The organism is Serpentinimonas sp. SMBJO2, assembly GCF_056341105.1.
Genome location: NZ_CP150628.1, coordinates 2123431 through 2139054 on the forward strand (window position 1 = coordinate 2123431; position 15624 = coordinate 2139054).

A 15624-nucleotide genomic window follows, 5' to 3' on the forward strand; every position below is an offset into this window, starting at 1 on the left:
TGCCCGACATTTACAGGAGTTTACACCCATGGGTTTTTTGGTCGGTAAAAAGTTGTTGATCACGGGTTTGCTGTCGAACCGCTCGATTGCCTACGGCATTGCGCGCGCCTGCCACGCCCAGGGGGCCGAGCTGGCGTTCAGCTACGTTGGGGAGCGCTTCAAGGAGCGCATCACCGAATTTGCGGCCGAGTTCGGCTCCAGCCTGGTGTTCGACTGCGACGTGGGCGACGACGCGCAAATCGAGCGCCTGTTTGCCGACCTGAGCCAACACTGGCCGCGCTTCGACGGCTTCGTGCACAGCATCGGCTTTGCCCCGCGCGAAGCCATCGCCGGCAACCTGCTCGACGGCCTGAGCCGCGAGGCCTTTCGCGTGGCGCACGACATCAGCGCCTACAGCTTCCCGGCGCTGGCCAAGGCCGCCCTGCCCTACCTGAACGACCGCTCCGCCCTGCTGACGCTGAGCTACCTCGGTGCCCTGCGCACCGTGCCGCACTACAACACCATGGGCCTGGCCAAGGCCAGCCTGGAAGCCAGCGTGCGTTACCTGGCCGAAGCCGTGGGGCGCTTGCCCGACGGGCGCAGCGTGCGCGTCAACGGCATCAGCGCCGGCCCGATCAAGACCCTGGCCGCCAGCGGCATCAAGGACTTTTCCAAACTGCTCGGCATTGCCGCCAGCGCCGCGCCGCTGCGCCGCAACGTCACCATCGACGACGTAGGCAACGTCGCCGCCTTCCTGCTCAGCGACCTGGCCGCCGGTGTGACGGCCGAAATCACCTACGTCGACGCCGGCTTCAACCAGACCGCGGGCCTGAGCCGCGACAGCGAAGCGGTGAACGGCAACGGCGACAAGTAAGTAGCCAAGCCAACGGCCCAAGCGCGCATGGAGCACGCCTGGGCGCCAGGCGGCGGGCTGAAGGGCTGAGCGCGCTTCAGGGCAGCACGAAGCGCACCGTGATCGCCGGCTGATTCGGCCGATTCAGGGTCGCCACGGCGCGTGCGCCGGCTGCCAGTTGCACATTGGCTTGCAGCATGTTGGGCCCGGCTGGGCTCAGGGCGGCCTGGGTGCGCGTGGCGCCTTGCAGCACCGTGAGCTGGCCCGTCATCTGGCTGACGTTGAACGGCTTGCCGTGGTCATCGACAAAAATCTGCGCCTGCGCGCCGCGCCCGACGAGCTCAAAGCCCAGATCGGCCGCCACCTGCACCACGCCGCCGTGCTGCGGCTTGGGCGCGCCATGGGCGTGGGCATTGATCCCGATCATCGACAGGCCCAGCAGGGCCGCGATCGCATGGCGTTTTTGCATCTCATTCTCCAAAAAAAGGGGGGGTTGGCCGCATCGAGCACCGACTCACGACGCGATTGTGAATCAAGGCAGGCTGCGGCCGGGCCTGGGTTCAATACGACTCCTGCACCGCCGCATCGGCGCGGCTGGTGTCGGTCTCGTTGACCAGGCGCTCGGTGGCTTCGCGCCCGTAGCGCAGGTACAGCACCGGCGTGAGCAGGGTGTCGAGCAGGGTCGAACTCACCAGCCCGCCAAAGATCACCACCGCCACCGGGTGCAGGATCTCCTTGCCCGGCGCATCGGCCGCCAGCAGCAGGGGCGTGAGCGCAAAGGCCGCCACCAGCGCCGTCATCAGCACCGGCGTGAGGCGCTCGAGCGAGCCGCGCACCACCATCTCGGGCCCAAAGCGTTCGCCCTCGAACTTGCACAGGTTGATGTAGTGGCTGATCTTGAGCACGCCGTTGCGGCTGGCGATGCCGGCCAGGGTGATGAAGCCCACCATCGACGCCACCGAGAGCGCCACGCCCGCGATCCACATCGCCAGCACCGAACCGATCAGGGCCAGCGGGATGTTGAGCATGATGATGCCGGTGAGCAGGGCCGATTGGTAGCGCGAGTACAGCACCATGAAAACCAGCAGCAGCGACAGCAGCGACAAACCGGCGATCAGCCGCGTGGCCTGCTCCTGCGCCTGGAACTGGCCCTCGAGCGTGATGAAGGCCCCCGGCGGCAGCGCACTGCCCGCGATCACGCCGCGCACGTCGGCGATGATGCGCGCCATGTCGGAGCCGTCGGTGTTGGCATAGACCACGATGCGCCGCTGGCCGTTCTCGCGCCCGATCTGGTTCGGGCCGTCGCCCACCTCCACTGTGGCAAAGGCCGACACCGGCACGCTGCCCGCGGGCGTGTCGATCAGCAGGCGCTCGAGGTCTTGCGGGCTGCGCGCGCCGTCGGGCAGGCGCAGCACCAGCTCGAAGCGCCGCGGCCCATCGACGATCACGGCCCCGTGCGCGCCGTCGGTGAGCGCTTGCAGCACGCGCACCGCCTCACCCGGCGACAGGCCGGTCTGCGCCAGCCGCTGGTGGTCGATGCGCAGCGTGATCTGCGGGATCAGCACCTGTTTTTCGACGCTCAGATCCACCAGCCCCGGCACCGCCTCCAGCTCCTGACGCAGTTGCGCCGCCAGGCCGCGCAGGGTGTCGGTGTCGTCGCCAAAGACCTTGATCGCGATCTGCGCCCGCACCCCGGCCAGCAGGTGGTCGAGCCGGTGCGAGATCGGCTGCCCCACCGCCACCTGCACCGGCAGCTGCGCCAGGCGCTCGCGGAGGTCGGCCATCACGGCCTCGCGGTCGCGCGCGCTGGCCGCCAGCCCGACGTCGATCTCGGCCGCGTGCACCCCCTCGGCGTGCTCGTCGAGCTCGGCGCGGCCAGTGCGCCGCCCCACGTGCGTGACCTCGGGCACCTGCAGGATCAGGGTCTCGGCCAGCGCCCCGATGCGGTTCGATTCCTCGAGCGAGGTGCCGGGCTGCATCAGCAGCCCCAGCGTCAGCGAGCCCTCGTTGAAGGCCGGCAGGAAGGCGCGCGGAAAAAACGGCACGCTCGCCGCCGCCAGCGCCACCGCCACCAAGGCCGCCCCCAGCAGCAGGCGCGTGCGCCCAAAAGACCAGCGCAGCAAGCGCTCGTCCCCGCGCTTGAGGCGCGCCACCAGCGGGCTGTCGCCGTGCGTCAGCCGCTTCATGCGCGGCAGCAGGCAGTGGCACAGCACCGGCGTGACGGTCATGGCCACCGCCATCGAAGCCAGAATCGAGACGATGTACGCGACACCCAGCGGCGCAAACAGCCGCCCCTCGATGCCCGGCAGCGCAAACAGCGGCACGAACACCAGCACCACGATCAGCGTGGCATAGACGATGCCGGTGCGCACCTCGATGCTGGCCTGGCGCACGACCTCGATCACCGGCTGCGGCTGCGCCAGCAAGCGGTTTTGCTTCAGGCGGCGCAAGGTGTTTTCCACATCCACCACCGCGTCATCGACCAGTTCGCCGATGGCGATGGCGATGCCGCCCAGCGTCATCACGTTGATGGTCTGCCCGAGCCAGTGAAACACCAGCGCCGTGGCCGCCAGCGACAGCGGTATGGCGGTAAGCGAGATCAGCGTCGTGCGCGCCGAGAGCAAAAAGGCAAAGAGCACGATCGCCACCATGATGGCGCCGTCGCGCAGCGCCTCGGCCACGTTGCCGGTGGCCGCCTGGATGAAGTCGGCCTGCCTGAACAGCACCTGCGGCGCGGCCAGCCCGGCCGGGCGTCCGGCCTCGAGCTCGTGCAGCGCGGCCTCGATCTGCGCGTTCAGGCGCAGCGTGTCGGCGCCGGGCTGTTTCTGGATGCTCAACACCACCGCCGGGGCGCCGTTGAAGCCGGCGTCGCCGCGCTTCATGCCGGCGGCAAAGCGCACCTTGGCCACTTGCTGCAGCAGGATCGGGCGCCCCTCGCGCCAGGCCACCGCCAGCCCCTGCAAATCCTGGATGCGGCTGGTGCGTCCGATGTGGCGGATCATGTACTCGCGGCTGTTGCGGTCGATGAAACCGCCGCCGGCGTTGCTGGCAAAGCCGGCCAGCGCGGCCTCGATTTGCGTCAGCGTGACACCAAACTGCGCCATGCGCTGCGGGTCGGGCTCGACGCGCAACTGGCGCACTTCGCCGCCGATGGGGATCACCTGCGACACGCCGGCGATCGACAGCAGGCGCGGGCGCAGCACGGTGTCGGCGTATGCGCGCGCCTCCATGGCCGCCAGCGCTGCGGCATCGGCGCTGCCTGCGGCCTGCGCTTGCAAGGGCAGCGCCAGCAGCATGACCTCGCCCATGATCGACGACACCGGCCCCATGGTCGGGCTGATCCCGGCTGGCAGTTGCGCGCGCACCCACGCCAGCCGCTCGGCGACCTGCTGGCGGTTGCGAAACACGTCGGTACCCCAGTCAAACTCGGCATAGACGATCGACAGGCCGATGCCCGAGACCGAGCGCACCCGCGTCACGCCGGGCATGCCGTTGAGCGCGGTTTCGATCGGCACCGTGACCAGTTGCTCGACCTCCTCCGGCGCCATGCCGCCGGCTTCGGTGAGCACCGTGACCTGCGGCTTGTTCAGGTCCGGGAACACATCGACCGGCATGCGCCAGGCGGTGAGGGCCCCATAGACCAGCAAAATGGCTGCAAAAACCAGCACAAACAGCCGGTTGTTCAGGCTGTGGCGTACGATCCAATTGAACATGACAGTCCTTTGCGTGGCGTCAGCGGATTTGCGCCAGCAGCGCCGCGCCACGCACCACCACCCGGTTGTCGGCGCCCAACCCGGCGTGCACCACCACGGTGCCGGCGTCGAGCGCACGGAACTGCACCGGCTGCGGGATGTAGCGCTCGGCGCCCGACTTGATCCACAGCACCGGCTGGTTGGCCGGGTTGCGCACGATCGCCTCGGCCGGCAGCACAAAGCCTTGCAGGGTGTCGGTGCGCTGCACGATCACGGTCACCGGCTGGCCCAGCGCCAGCGGCAGGTGCGCGGCGGCTGTGGTGGCGGCTGGCGCCGTGCCGGCACCGGTCGGGCTCAGGCGGGCGCGAAACAGCAGCGGCAGAAGGCCGTCGCGCAGCGCGGCGCCACTGCCCAGCGGCTCGAGGCGCACACCGGGCACGCCGGCCAGCGTGGCGGCGGCGATGCGCTGACCCAGCGCCACCTCGGCCGTGCTGGCCTCGACCAGCAAACGCCTCGGATCGACGATCTCGAACAGCACCTCGCGCCCCTCCACCACCTGTCCGGCCAGCGCCTCGGCGCGCGCGATCACGCCGCCCACGGGGGCGCGCAACGCCACGCGCGCACGCTGCCCGGCGCTCAGCGCCTGCAGTCGCGCCTGCAGGCTGTGCCACTCGGCCTGCGCGGCTTCGATCTCGCGCCGCGGCACCGAGCCTTCGAGGCGGCTCAGGCGCTGCCAGCGCTGCTCGGCCACGCTTTGGGCCGCGCGCAGCTCGGCCAGTTGCGCCTGCAGGCTGGCGCCCGCCAGCGGGTCGGGCAGATGGCGCACATAGGCCAGCACCTCGCCGGCGCGCACGCGCTGGCCGGGCAACGGAAAACCGCGCGGCCCGGCTTCGACCTGCCCGGCCAGCGGGCTTTGCACACGCGCGCCGGCGTTGGGGTCTTGCACCACCCGGCCTGGCAGCTCGGTGGTCTGCGGCACTTGCGTCGGCTGCGCCAGCACGGTGCGCAAGCCCATCAGGCGCTGCGACGCCATGGGCACCTGCACACTGCCATCGGGCAGGCGCAGCAGGCCGTCGGTGCGCGCAGCCGCGCCCGGGGCGTCGAGGTGTTCGCCGTCGGGGCCATGGGCGCCCGGTGCGGCCCAGGCGCTGCCCGCGGCCAGGAAGGCCAAGGCCAGCGCCCACCGCCACAGCGCAACAACTGCGCGTGGGTGCATCCCAGCACGAAAAAATGCGTTCATGATCACCCTCCCTTGCGCGCACGCACGGCCTTGCCGCGGCGCAAAAACCAAATCCCGCCACTTGCCAGCAGCAGCCCCCCACCTACCAGCGCCAGCGGCAGTTCCAGCTCTTGCAGCCAGCCGTGTTCGTGGCCGTGGCCGCCGGCAGCTGGCGCCGCCACGTTGAGGCTGCCCTCGAGCAGATCGGACTGCGCGCCGGCGATCACCGTCAGCACCAGCGCGTGCTGGCCCGGTTGGCGCAGCAGTTGCAGCAGCGCCGCGTCGCTCACCAGGTAGTCGCCCTGCTCGGGCCTGAAAGCCGCCGTGGCTTGCAGCGCCCCCGATTCCAGGTGCAACTGCGCCTGCAACACCGGCTCGCTGCTCTGGAACTGGTTCAGGTACAGGCTCAGTCCCTCGGCCTTCAGGCGGCCGACGATTTCAAACCATTCCGACGCGGCCTCGAAGCGCGGCCGCGCAGCGGCGCCGGCCAGTGCGGCGGCGGGGGCGTCGAGGTGCTCGCCATCGGGGCCGTGGGCACCGGGGGCGGCGTGGCTGCCCAGCGCCAGCGCGCACAGGGCCGCAGCCAGCAGGCGGTGTTTCAGGTGCCGGCTCGAGGTGGGTGGGTGCATCGGGGTCATGGCAGGATTCCTAGAGTGAGTTGCAGCCGCGCCTGCGCGACCTGCTGCTGCAGGCGCAGCGTTTGCAGCTCGGCTGCGGCTTGGGCAGCACCGGCGCGGGTGCGCAGCCAGTCGGCGAGCGCGGTTTCGCCGCTGCGAAAGGATTGTTCGATCAGGGCGGCGCGCTCGCGCAGTTGCTCGGCGCGCTGCGCCTGGTGCACGATCTGCGCTTGCAGGCCGGTCAGCGCCGCCTGCTGCTGCGCCCACTGGGCCTGCAGTTGGCGCTCCAGCTGCTGCTGCAGCGCCTGCGCGTGGGCGTAGGCGCCTTGGGCCGCATGCAGGCGCGGGGGGTGCTGGGCGGCGCTGTGCAAAGGCAGGCGCAGCGTCAGGCCCAGGCTCTGCGTGGCCGTGGCGCCGCGGGCCTCGGTCTGCTGCACCCAGCGCGCCTGCAGCTCGGGCGCGTCGCGGCGGCTGCGCTCGATCAGCGCCAGTTGGCGCAGCGCCCACTGGCTGCGCGCATCGGCTTCGAGCAGCAGCGGGTGCTGGGCCAAGGCGGCTGGGGGAGCCAAGGCGGCCCCAGAGCCTGTCACTGCCCCGGCATCTGCCACACCGATTGCTGGATCCATGCGGGCAGCGGCTGGGTCTGTGGCCTCGCCTGGAACACCCAGCGCGACAATCGGCGCAACGGCGTGCAAACCGGTCAGGCTTTGCCAGTGCAGCTCGGCCCGCTGCAGCTCGCTGCGGCTGTGCTGCAACAGCGCCTGCGCTTGCAGCAGCTCGGCCTGCGCCGCCAGGCTGTCGGTGCGCGCGCGCTCACCCGCTGCCAGCAGCCGCTGCACATCGGCGGCCAGCAGGCGCAGCGTCTGCACCTCGCTGGCCTGCCACGCCAGCGCCAGGCGCTGCTGCTGCACGGCGGCGGCGGCGTCGAGCAGCGTCTGCGCCAACTGCAGGCGCTGGGCGCTGGCACTGGCCTGGGCCACGGCAGCAGCGGCAGCGGCTTGCTGCACACTGGCTTGGCGCTGGCCCGGCAACCACAGCGGCAGCGCCAGCCCCAGCTCGGTTTCGCGCGCGCCGGCGTGGCGCTGCCACTGCTCGCTGCGCCAACCGGCTTCGAACACCGGCGCGCCCGGCAGCCACGCCTGGGCGGCCGCTTGCTCGGCCCCGGCCACCTGCGCGGCAGCGGCAGCAGCGGCTGATTCGGCGCTGCGCGCCCACGCCGCTTCGAGCGCCTGCGCCCAACTGGGTGCCTGCGCCGCGCCGGCTGCGCCCTGATTGGAGACCCCACCGGCTGCGCCCTGGCGGGGCGCCGCAGCGGTGGCAGCCGCAACGGGTGCCACACCAAGTGGGGCGGAATGGCGCGCAAGCGGCGCGCCCGAGGGATGGTGAGAGGGTGCGGGCGCGGGCAGGGTCGCGGTCTGCGCCCACAACCCCGGCGCACCCACACCCAGGGCGACGGCCACACCGAGCGCCCGCAAGCGGAACGTGCAAAACATGAAAAACCTCTGCGTACTACAGCCTGAAACGGACTGGGCTGGGCCCACGCAGGCCCCACGCCCGCAAAGGGGCCTGGAGGCGAATGGGGCATACAGCGCCAGACGAAGCGTGCGCAGCCGCGCGCCCTCAGGCGCTGGCGGGCACGGCTCAGCTCAGGCTGCGCGGAGGTCGTCGCAGAGGGTCGGAATAGGGGCTGGGCAGGGCATCGGCCCAGTAGTGCGGCAGCCCGGTGAGGGGCAAGGGGAAGGCGAGCTGGGGCGCGGCCACAGGGGTGGCGACCACGTGCGAACCGTCCAGCGCCACGTGCTCGAAGGAGGCCTGGCTGGCATCGGCGTGGATGCTGCCGTCGGCGTGGTGGTGGTGGCCCACGTCTTTCCAGTGCAGGGCGGCGTGGACGGCGTCAGCCGACACCTTGGCCAGCGCGGGCAAGCCAGCCCCCGCCACGCCTTGCCAGAGCAAGGCCCACACAGCCACCAACAGCACCAGTTTGCGACGCATGAGCGGATTCTAGCAACAGGGCCCGAGCGTGCTGCCCGAAAGCCCGTGTTTCGAGCTGCGCCCAGGCCCGCGCTTCAGCGCCCAGCCGCCGGCACGTTGCCGCGCATGACGCGGAAGAACTCCGAACTCGGATCCAGCACCATCAGGTCGGTGCGGTTTCTGAAGCTGGCGCGGTAGGCCTCCAGGCTGCGGTAGAACTGGGCGAAGGCCGGGTCGCGGCCGAAGGCGTCGCTGTAGATGCGCGAGGCCTGGGCATCGCCCTGGCCCTTGAGCTTTTGCGCATCGCGGAAGGCCTCGGCCAGCAACACCTCGCGCTGGCGGTCGGCGTCGGCGCGGATCTGTTCGCCCTCGGCAAAACCGGTGGCGCGCAGCTCGTTGGCCACGCGGCGGCGCTCGGCGATCATGCGGTCGAACACCGAGCGCGTGATGGTCTCGGCGTAGTCCACGCGCGTGATGCGCACGTCGATCACGTCCATGCCCCAAGGCCTTTCGGCGCCGCGCACCGCTTCCAGCACGTCGCGCTTGACGTCGGCCATCACCTCTTCGCGCCGGGTCGAGAGCAGTTCGCGCACCGTGCGCCGGTTCACCTGCTCCTGGAAGGCGTTGCGCACCACGCGGTTGAGCTGGGCCGCGCCGGCGCGCTCGTCGAGGCCGACGTTGCGGATGAAGGCCGACGGGTCGGAGATGCGCCAGCGCACGAACCAGTCGATCACCACCCGTTGGCGCTCGGCGGTGAGCATGGGTTCGGTATCGATGCTCTCGAGTGTGAGCAGGCGCCGGTCGATATAGACCACGTTTTGAAACGGCGGCGGCAGCTTGAAGTTGAGCCCCGGCTCGACCACCACGCGCTGGATTTGACCGAGCTGATAGACCACGCCAAACTGGCGCTGATCGACCACGAACAGCATCGAACTCCCCACCCCGATCAACACGAGGAAGGAGACCAGAATCAGACCAATTTTGTTCATCATGGCAGTGTGTCGTCGCTTTAGCGGGCGCGCTGGGCGTCACGGGCGCGCGGGTCGGGCGCTGGTGCGGCGGGTGCCGGAGCCGGGGCAGCGGGCAGCGCCGCCGCCGCACCGCCCAGCGGGGCCGCCACAGCGGCTTGCTGGATCAGCCGATCGAGCGGCAGGTGCAGCAGGTTGTTGTTGTTGCGCGAGTCGATCAGCACCTTGGTGACGTTGCTGAACACCTCCTGCATGGTCTCGAGATAGAGCCGGTCGCGCGTGACCTGGGGCGCACGCGCGTGCTCGGCCTGCACCAGGCGGAAGCGTTCGGCATCACCGTTGGCGCGTGCCACCACGCGCACCTTGTGGCCCTGGGCTTCTTCCATCAGGCGCGCGGCGGCACCACGGGCGCGTGGGATCACGTCGTTGGCGTAGGCCTGGGCCTCGTTGCGGGCGCGTTCGCGCTCCTGGCCAGCCACCAGCACGTCGTCGAAAGCGGCCTGCACCTGCTCGGGCGGGCGCACCCCGCCCTGTTGCAGGTTGACCGCCACCACCTCGACCCCGACCTGGGCGCGGTCGAGCAGGCTTTGCATCAGGGCGCGCACGCGCGGCGCGATCTGGTCGCGCTCCTCGACCAGGGCCTGGTCCATGGTCATGCTGCCGACCACTTCGCGCACCGAGGTTTCGGCGGCGCGCAGCACGGCGTTGTCGGGGTCGCGGCTGTTGAACAGGAAGGCGCGCGCGTCGTTGAGGCGGTACTGCACCGCAAAGCGGATCTCGACGATGTTCTCGTCGAGCGTGAGCATGCCCGAATCGCGCAGGCCGGTGGCCGGCACGATGTCCTCGCGCCCGACATCGACCGAGCGAATGGTGGTGACGAACACGGTTTCGTGGCGCTGGATCGGCGCCGGCAGGCGCCAGTTGAAGCCCGCGCCCACGGTGCTGTGGTAGCGCCCGAACTGGGTCACCACGGCTTGCTGGCCCTCTTGCACGATGAAGAAACCCGAACCGAGCCAGAGCACCAGCAACACGCCGCCCACCATGCCGGCGACCACGCCTGCACCCTTGGGGGTGGGGGCCTTGAAACCCGGCATGCCACCGCCGTCGCCACCCGAGCCCATGCCACCGCCGCCAGGGCGTTTGCCGCCGCCAAAGAGCCCGTTGAGCTTGCGGTTGAAGTCGCGCCAGATTTCGTCCAGGTCGGGCGGGCCTTGGTTGGGGCCTCTGGGCCGGCCTTGCCACGGGCGCGGATCGGGCTGCTGCTCGTCGCCACGGCGGTCGTCGGGGCGGTCGTCGTGGTTGGGGTCGGGCCGGTGGGAGGAGTCACGCGAGCCATCGGCTGCACCGGGTCTGGCGTCGTCGTCGCGGCCCCAACGCGGGTCGTTGAGGTTGAACATGCCCCGCACGCGGCTCCACCAGGGAGAGCGCAGGGGCAAGGGATGGCTGTTCATGGATGGTGGCTGTTGATGAGTCGAACGAAACGCTATTGTGCCCAAACCGGGCCACACGCTGCGCGTGGGCACCGCATTAAACCACTTCCGGCGCAGCGGCCGGCAAGACCGCCTGCAGGCGCTGCGCCAGCAGGCTGCGCAAGGCGTCCAACCCCTGGCCGGTTTGGGCACTGAGGAAGATTCGAGCCACGGTCACGCCGTCTAGTTCCATGGCATCGACGCTGCGCTGCGGCAAAAGCTCGGGGGCCAAGGCGTCGATCTTGTTGTAGACCAGCACCTGCTCGATGCCATCGGCCCCGATCTCGTGCAGCACCTGTTGCACATTGGCGATCTGCTCGAGGTGGGCCGGGTTGGCGCAATCCACCACGTGCAGCAGCAGGTCGGCTTCGCAGGCCTCTTGCAGGGTGGCGGCAAAGGCATTGACCAGCGCGTGCGGCAGGTCGCGGATGAAGCCCACGGTGTCGGACAGCGACAGGCTGCGCCCGGCCTCGCTCAGGTAGAGCTGGCGCGTGGTGGTGTCGAGGGTGGCAAAGAGCTGGTCGGCGGCGTAGGCGCGCGCCTTGACCAGCGCATTGAAGAGCGACGATTTGCCGGCGTTGGTGTAGCCCACCAGCGAGACCTTGAAGGTGCCGCTGCGGTCGCGCTGGCGGCGCTGGGTGTTGCGCTGGCGCTTGACGCGCTCGAGGCGCTCGCGCGTGCGCTTGATGGCCTCGCCGATCATGCGCCGATCGAGCTCGATCTGGGTCTCGCCCGGGCCGCCGCGCAGCCCGATGCCGCCGCTTTGGCGCTCGAGGTGCGACCAGCGCCGCACCAGCCGGGTGCTGAGGTACTGCAGCCGCGCCAGCTCGACCTGCAACTTGCCTTCGTGGCTGCGCGCGCGTTGGGCGAAGATCTCGAGGATCAGCAGCACGCGGTCGTTGACGGCCCGTTCGAGGTGGCGCTCGAGGTTGCGCTGCTGCGCCGGGCTCAGGGCCTGGTCGAACAGGATTTCCTGGGCCCCATGGGCCAGCGCCAAGGCCTTGATCTCGTCGGCCTTGCCCGAGCCGACGTACAGCGCCGGGTCTGGGGCGCGGCGTTTGCACACCACCCGGTCCAGCACGCGGTAGCCAGCCGTGCGCGCCAGTTCGCTGAGCTCGAGCAGTTCGGCGTCGAAGTGGGGCTGCCCCATGTCCACGCCCACCAGAATCACCCCAGGCTGGGTGCTGGCGGGGCCGGTTTGGTTTGGGTGGGAGGCGGCAGGAGCGCGCAGGCGGGGTGGCCCCGAAGGGGCCGCCGCAGGCGCAGGCAGGAACGAAACAGGTTCCAGGTCTTCAGGCCTCATCGGTCGGCGCACTGGCCGAGAACTGCACCGGACGCCCCGGCACGATGGTGGAAATGGCGTGCTTGTAGACCATCTGCGTCACGGTGTTGCGCAGCAGCACCACGTACTGGTCAAAGGATTCGATCTGCCCCTGCAGCTTGATGCCGTTGATGAGGTAGATGGACACTGGAACGTGCTCGCGGCGGAGCTGGTTCAGAAATGGGTCCTGCAAGAGTTGGCCTTTGTTGTTGCTCACGATATGTTCCGTGTTCAATGTAGAGTTTCGGAACCGTGGAAGATACCACAGCCGACGGCGCTTGGGGTGTGCGCGGGGTTTTTATTGCTCGGCATAGGGGTTGGCCGCGGTTTTGAACTCGATGCGCAGCGGCGTGCCGACCAGGTCGAAGGCCTTGCGAAAGCGCCCTTCCAGAAAGCGCCGGTAGCTCTCGGACACGCCTTCGAGCGAATTGCCGTGGATCACCACCACCGGCGGGTTCATGCCGCCTTGGTGCGCGTAGCGCATCTTGGGCCGGTAGATGCCACTGCGCTTGGGCGCTTGCAGGGCCACCGATTCCTGCAAGATGCGTGTGAGCAGCGGCGTCGGCATTTTTTTGTGGGCCGATGCGTGGGCCTGTGCGATCGCCGGCCACAGCGGCGCCAGCCCTTGGCGCTTGAGCGCCGAAATGGTGTGCATCGAGGCAAACTTCAGGAAAGCCAGGCGGCTCTCGATCGAGCGCTGCAACTGCTGGCGCTGGTAGCTGTCGAGGGCGTCCCATTTGTTGAGCGCCACCACCACCGCACGGCCACAGTCGAGCGCGAAACCGGCGATGTGCGCGTCCTGTTCGGTCACGCCCTGGCTGGCGTCGAGCAGCAGCAGCACCACGTGCGCGCCTTCGATCGCCTGCAGCGTCTTGACGACCGAGAATTTTTCCACGGCCTCGAACACCCGGCCCTTGCGGCGCAGCCCGGCGGTGTCGATGAGCTCGAACTTTTGCCCGTTGCGCTCGAACGGCACCGCGATCGCGTCGCGCGTGGTGCCGGGCTGGTCGAAGGCCACCAGCCGCTCCTCGCCCAGCCAGGCGTTGATGAGGGTGGATTTGCCGACGTTGGGACGCCCGGCCACGGCCAGCCGGATCACGCCGTCGGCGTCGGCGTCGGCTTGCGCTGCGGCGCCAGGCGCGGCCGGGGTGGCTGCGGCCAGCCGGTCGAGCGCCGCCTCGACCATGTCGCGCACGCCCTGCCCGTGCGCCGCCGAAACCGGCAGCACCTCGCCCAGGCCGAGCTCGTAGAACTCGCTCCACTGCGCCTGCCCTTGCATGCCTTCGGCCTTGTTGGCCACCAGCAGGCAGGGTTTGGCGAGCTTGCGCAGGTAGTCGGCGATGTCGTGGTCTTGGGCGCTCAGGCCGGCGCGGGCATCGAGCACGAACAGCACCACGTCGGCTTCGGCCACCGCCTGCCGCGTCTGCTTGGCCATTTCGCGGTAGATGCCGGCCTCGGCCCGGGGCTCGAAGCCGCCGGTGTCGATGACGATGAACTCGCGCTTGCCCAGCCGCGCGCTGCCGTAGTGGCGGTCGCGCGTCAGGCCGGGCAGGTCGGCGACGATGGCGTCGCGCGTCTTGGTCAGGCGGTTGTAGAGGGTGGACTTGCCGACATTGGGCCGCCCGACCAGCGCCAGCACCGGCTTCATTGGGGCCGCCAGGCGTAGACGCCGCCGTTGCGCGTCACCGCCACCAAGGTGTTGCCCAGCAGCAGCGGCCCGGCGACGATGGCCGAACCGTCGGTGCTCAGGCGGTTGAGCAGGGTGCCGTCGTCGCGCGCCAGCAGGTGCACGAAGCCCTGCGCGTCGCCGACGGCGATCGAGCGCCCTGCGGCCAGGGGGGCGCTGAGGCCGCGGTGCAACAAAGCGTCGGTGCTCCAGGCGCGCGCACCGCCGTCGCGGCGCCAGGCCAGCACACGGCCGTTGCGCTCGACGCCATAGACACGCTCGGCGTCGGCGCTCAGGCCCACGGCGCCGTCGGCGGGCTGGGTCCAGACCAGGCGGCCGCTGGCGGCATCGACGCAACCCACCGCCGCCTGGAAGGCGCGCACGCACAGCTGATCGCCCACACGGCCGCTGCGCCCGACCAGATCGACCAAGCGCTCGATTTCGTTCACGCCGCGCGGGGTGGCGATGGCCGCGTCCCAGCGGATGCGGCCATTGAGCGGATCAAAACCGACCAGCCGCCCGCCCAGGCCGGCGACCAAGGTGTCGCCCACCGGCAGCAGCACGCCGCTTTGTTGCAGCACCAGCGCGTCGGCGGTGCGGCCGCGGTGCTGCCACAGCGGGGCGCCGTTGCGGGCGTCGAAGGCGTGCACGCTGCGGTCGTTGGCGAGCACGAACACGCGCTGCCCGGCCACCAGCGGGGCCGTGAGCACCCGCGCCGGCAGACGCGCGCGCCACTGCACGCCGCGGCTGTCGAGCACCAGCAGCTCGTTGTCCTGCGTCACCACCGCCGCCGTCTGGCCGTCGAAGCCCACGGCGGCCGACAGGGGTTGCCCCAATTCGACCCGCCAGCGCAGCTGGCCGTTGGCGCCGTCGAGCGCCAGCACGGCGCCGGCGGCGTTGGCCAGCAGCAGCGTCTGGCCGTGCACGGCCGGGGTGAGCAGCGGATCGACGGCACCGATGGCCGTGTTCCAGACCTGGGTGGCGGGCTGCAACGCCACCAGCGGGGCCAGCGGCGTGGGCGTCGGGCGCTCTGGGGCCGAGGAGCAGGCCGCCAGGCTCAGCGCCAGGGCGGCAGCCAGCGCAACCGCCGCCAAAGGGCGAGCGAGGGGGTGAGAGAGGGCGCTGGGCACGACGTTTTGCGGCTTGAGCGGGGTGCTTGGGTTCACTGCGGTGTCTCCGTCACTGGGGGGCGGCTGGCGTCGCCGGGGCAGCCGGCGTGGCCGGGGCGGTGGGATCGACGCCCAGGGCATTGAGCTTGGCCTCGATCACGCGCCGATAATCCACGGCCTCGTCCATCGCTGCCCAGGCCTGCTGATAAGCCTGCCGGGCGGCGTCGGTTTGGCCTTGGGCCAGCAGCACGTCGCCGCGCCGGTCGGCGACCAGGGCGGCAAACTCGGGCGGCATGTCGGCGCCCAGGGCTTGCAGCGCGGCCTCGTGCTGCCCGGCTTGCAGCTCCAGCGCCGCCAAGCGCAGGCGGGCTGCCGCCACCACTGCGGGGTCGCTGGCGTGGTCGCGCACGAAATGCAGCGCCAGGCGCGCGTCGTCGAGCGCATCGGCTTGCTGCAGGGCGCGGGCGGCCAGCAGGCCGGCGTGGTGGGCCTGCGCGGTGCGCGGCACCTGTTGCTGGATGTCGGCCCAGACCTGGCGCACGCGCTCGGTGTCGTTGGCACCGGCGGCTTCATCCAGGGTTTGGTACAGCACCGCCGCCTCCACGGCCTGCTGGCGCTGCCAGTAGTTCCAGCCGTTCCAGCCGGCAAAGGCCAGCAGCACGGCCACCAGCAGCCAGGTGATCAGGCTGCCGTACCGGCCCCAGAAGCGCTTGAGCTGGTCGAGTTGTTCTTCTTCGTGCGGGTCAAAGGTTTTCGCCAT

At 70.3% G+C, this 15624-nt stretch carries 14 protein-coding genes; 1 reads left to right on the forward strand and 13 read right to left on the reverse strand.

The features are described from left to right. Positions 1-28: 28 nt before the first annotated feature. The gene (gene fabI / locus AAAZ40_RS09865; RefSeq protein ID WP_476660205.1) at positions 29-853 is read left to right on the forward strand and encodes an enoyl-ACP reductase FabI; all 825 of its coding nucleotides are present in this window, start codon (positions 29-31) and stop codon (positions 851-853) included. 76 nt (positions 854-929) lie between these two features. Here fabI and AAAZ40_RS09870 read toward each other — a convergent pair whose 3' ends face one another. The 13 genes from AAAZ40_RS09870 to AAAZ40_RS09930 all read right to left on the reverse strand — a co-directional run bounded on the left by AAAZ40_RS09870 (position 930) and on the right by AAAZ40_RS09930 (position 15624). After that, positions 930-1301 (reverse strand): hypothetical protein, encoded by a 372-nt coding sequence (locus AAAZ40_RS09870; RefSeq protein WP_476660206.1) that lies wholly within the window; start codon positions 1299-1301, stop codon positions 930-932. A gap of 91 nt (positions 1302-1392) precedes the next feature. Continuing rightward, a complete protein-coding gene (locus AAAZ40_RS09875; RefSeq protein WP_476660207.1) occupies positions 1393-4545 on the reverse strand; it encodes an efflux RND transporter permease subunit in 3153 nt (1050 codons plus the stop codon). Positions 4546-4564: 19 nt separating this feature from the next. Then, positions 4565-5764, reverse strand: coding sequence for an efflux RND transporter periplasmic adaptor subunit (locus AAAZ40_RS09880; protein WP_476660208.1), 1200 nt, complete (start codon positions 5762-5764; stop codon positions 4565-4567). Positions 5765-5766: 2 nt separating this feature from the next. Continuing rightward, positions 5767-6381, reverse strand: coding sequence for a hypothetical protein (locus AAAZ40_RS09885; RefSeq protein ID WP_476660209.1), 615 nt, complete (start codon positions 6379-6381; stop codon positions 5767-5769). After that, positions 6378-7853, reverse strand: coding sequence for a TolC family protein (locus AAAZ40_RS09890; RefSeq protein WP_476660210.1), 1476 nt, complete (start codon positions 7851-7853; stop codon positions 6378-6380). Before AAAZ40_RS09890 ends, AAAZ40_RS09885 begins: the two co-directional genes overlap by 4 nt. 148 nt (positions 7854-8001) lie before the next feature. Continuing rightward, complete coding sequence (locus AAAZ40_RS09895; RefSeq protein WP_476660211.1) at positions 8002-8352, reverse strand: hypothetical protein; 351 nt, start codon at positions 8350-8352, stop codon at positions 8002-8004. Between the two features lie 74 nt (positions 8353-8426). Beyond that, positions 8427-9320 (reverse strand): protease modulator HflC, encoded by an 894-nt coding sequence (gene hflC / locus AAAZ40_RS09900; RefSeq protein ID WP_476661723.1) that lies wholly within the window; start codon positions 9318-9320, stop codon positions 8427-8429. A 20-nt stretch (positions 9321-9340) separates the two neighbouring features. Then, positions 9341-10750 carry an FtsH protease activity modulator HflK gene (gene hflK, locus AAAZ40_RS09905; protein ID WP_476660212.1) on the reverse strand — a complete coding sequence of 470 codons (1410 nt, stop codon included), beginning with the start codon at positions 10748-10750 and terminating at the stop codon, positions 9341-9343. 76 nt (positions 10751-10826) lie between these two features. After that, positions 10827-11939, reverse strand: coding sequence for a GTPase HflX (gene hflX, locus AAAZ40_RS09910; RefSeq protein ID WP_476661724.1), 1113 nt, complete (start codon positions 11937-11939; stop codon positions 10827-10829). A 121-nt stretch (positions 11940-12060) separates the two neighbouring features. Next, entirely contained in the window at positions 12061-12306 is a 246-nt protein-coding gene (hfq, locus tag AAAZ40_RS09915) for an RNA chaperone Hfq (protein WP_045535909.1), read from the reverse strand. Positions 12307-12387: 81 nt separating this feature from the next. Beyond that, positions 12388-13737, reverse strand: a complete 1350-nt coding sequence (gene der / locus AAAZ40_RS09920) for a ribosome biogenesis GTPase Der (protein ID WP_476660213.1) — start codon at positions 13735-13737, stop codon at positions 12388-12390. Then, complete coding sequence (gene bamB, locus AAAZ40_RS09925; RefSeq protein WP_476660214.1) at positions 13734-14921, reverse strand: outer membrane protein assembly factor BamB; 1188 nt, start codon at positions 14919-14921, stop codon at positions 13734-13736. The genes der and bamB overlap by 4 nt, the downstream gene beginning before the upstream one ends. 13 nt (positions 14922-14934) lie before the next feature. Further along, positions 14935-15624, reverse strand: coding sequence for a YfgM family protein (locus AAAZ40_RS09930; protein WP_476660215.1), 690 nt, complete (start codon positions 15622-15624; stop codon positions 14935-14937).

What these genes read in the sequence shown, in the direction of transcription:
- fabI (WP_476660205.1), top strand. Translation starts at nt 29, where the DNA reads ATGGGTTTTTTGGTCGGTAAAAAGTTGTTGATCACGGGTTTGCTGTCG.
- AAAZ40_RS09870 (WP_476660206.1), bottom strand. Translation starts at nt 1,301, where the DNA reads ATGCAAAAACGCCATGCGATCGCGGCCCTGCTGGGCCTGTCGATGATC.
- AAAZ40_RS09875 (WP_476660207.1), bottom strand. Translation starts at nt 4,545, where the DNA reads ATGTTCAATTGGATCGTACGCCACAGCCTGAACAACCGGCTGTTTGTG.
- AAAZ40_RS09880 (WP_476660208.1), bottom strand. Translation starts at nt 5,764, where the DNA reads ATGAACGCATTTTTTCGTGCTGGGATGCACCCACGCGCAGTTGTTGCG.
- AAAZ40_RS09885 (WP_476660209.1), bottom strand. Translation starts at nt 6,381, where the DNA reads ATGACCCCGATGCACCCACCCACCTCGAGCCGGCACCTGAAACACCGC.
- AAAZ40_RS09890 (WP_476660210.1), bottom strand. Translation starts at nt 7,853, where the DNA reads ATGTTTTGCACGTTCCGCTTGCGGGCGCTCGGTGTGGCCGTCGCCCTG.
- AAAZ40_RS09895 (WP_476660211.1), bottom strand. Translation starts at nt 8,352, where the DNA reads ATGCGTCGCAAACTGGTGCTGTTGGTGGCTGTGTGGGCCTTGCTCTGG.
- hflC (WP_476661723.1), bottom strand. Translation starts at nt 9,320, where the DNA reads ATGAACAAAATTGGTCTGATTCTGGTCTCCTTCCTCGTGTTGATCGGG.
- hflK (WP_476660212.1), bottom strand. Translation starts at nt 10,750, where the DNA reads ATGAACAGCCATCCCTTGCCCCTGCGCTCTCCCTGGTGGAGCCGCGTG.
- der (WP_476660213.1), bottom strand. Translation starts at nt 13,737, where the DNA reads ATGAAGCCGGTGCTGGCGCTGGTCGGGCGGCCCAATGTCGGCAAGTCC.
- AAAZ40_RS09930 (WP_476660215.1), bottom strand. Translation starts at nt 15,624, where the DNA reads ATGGCGAAAACCTTTGACCCGCACGAAGAAGAACAACTCGACCAGCTC.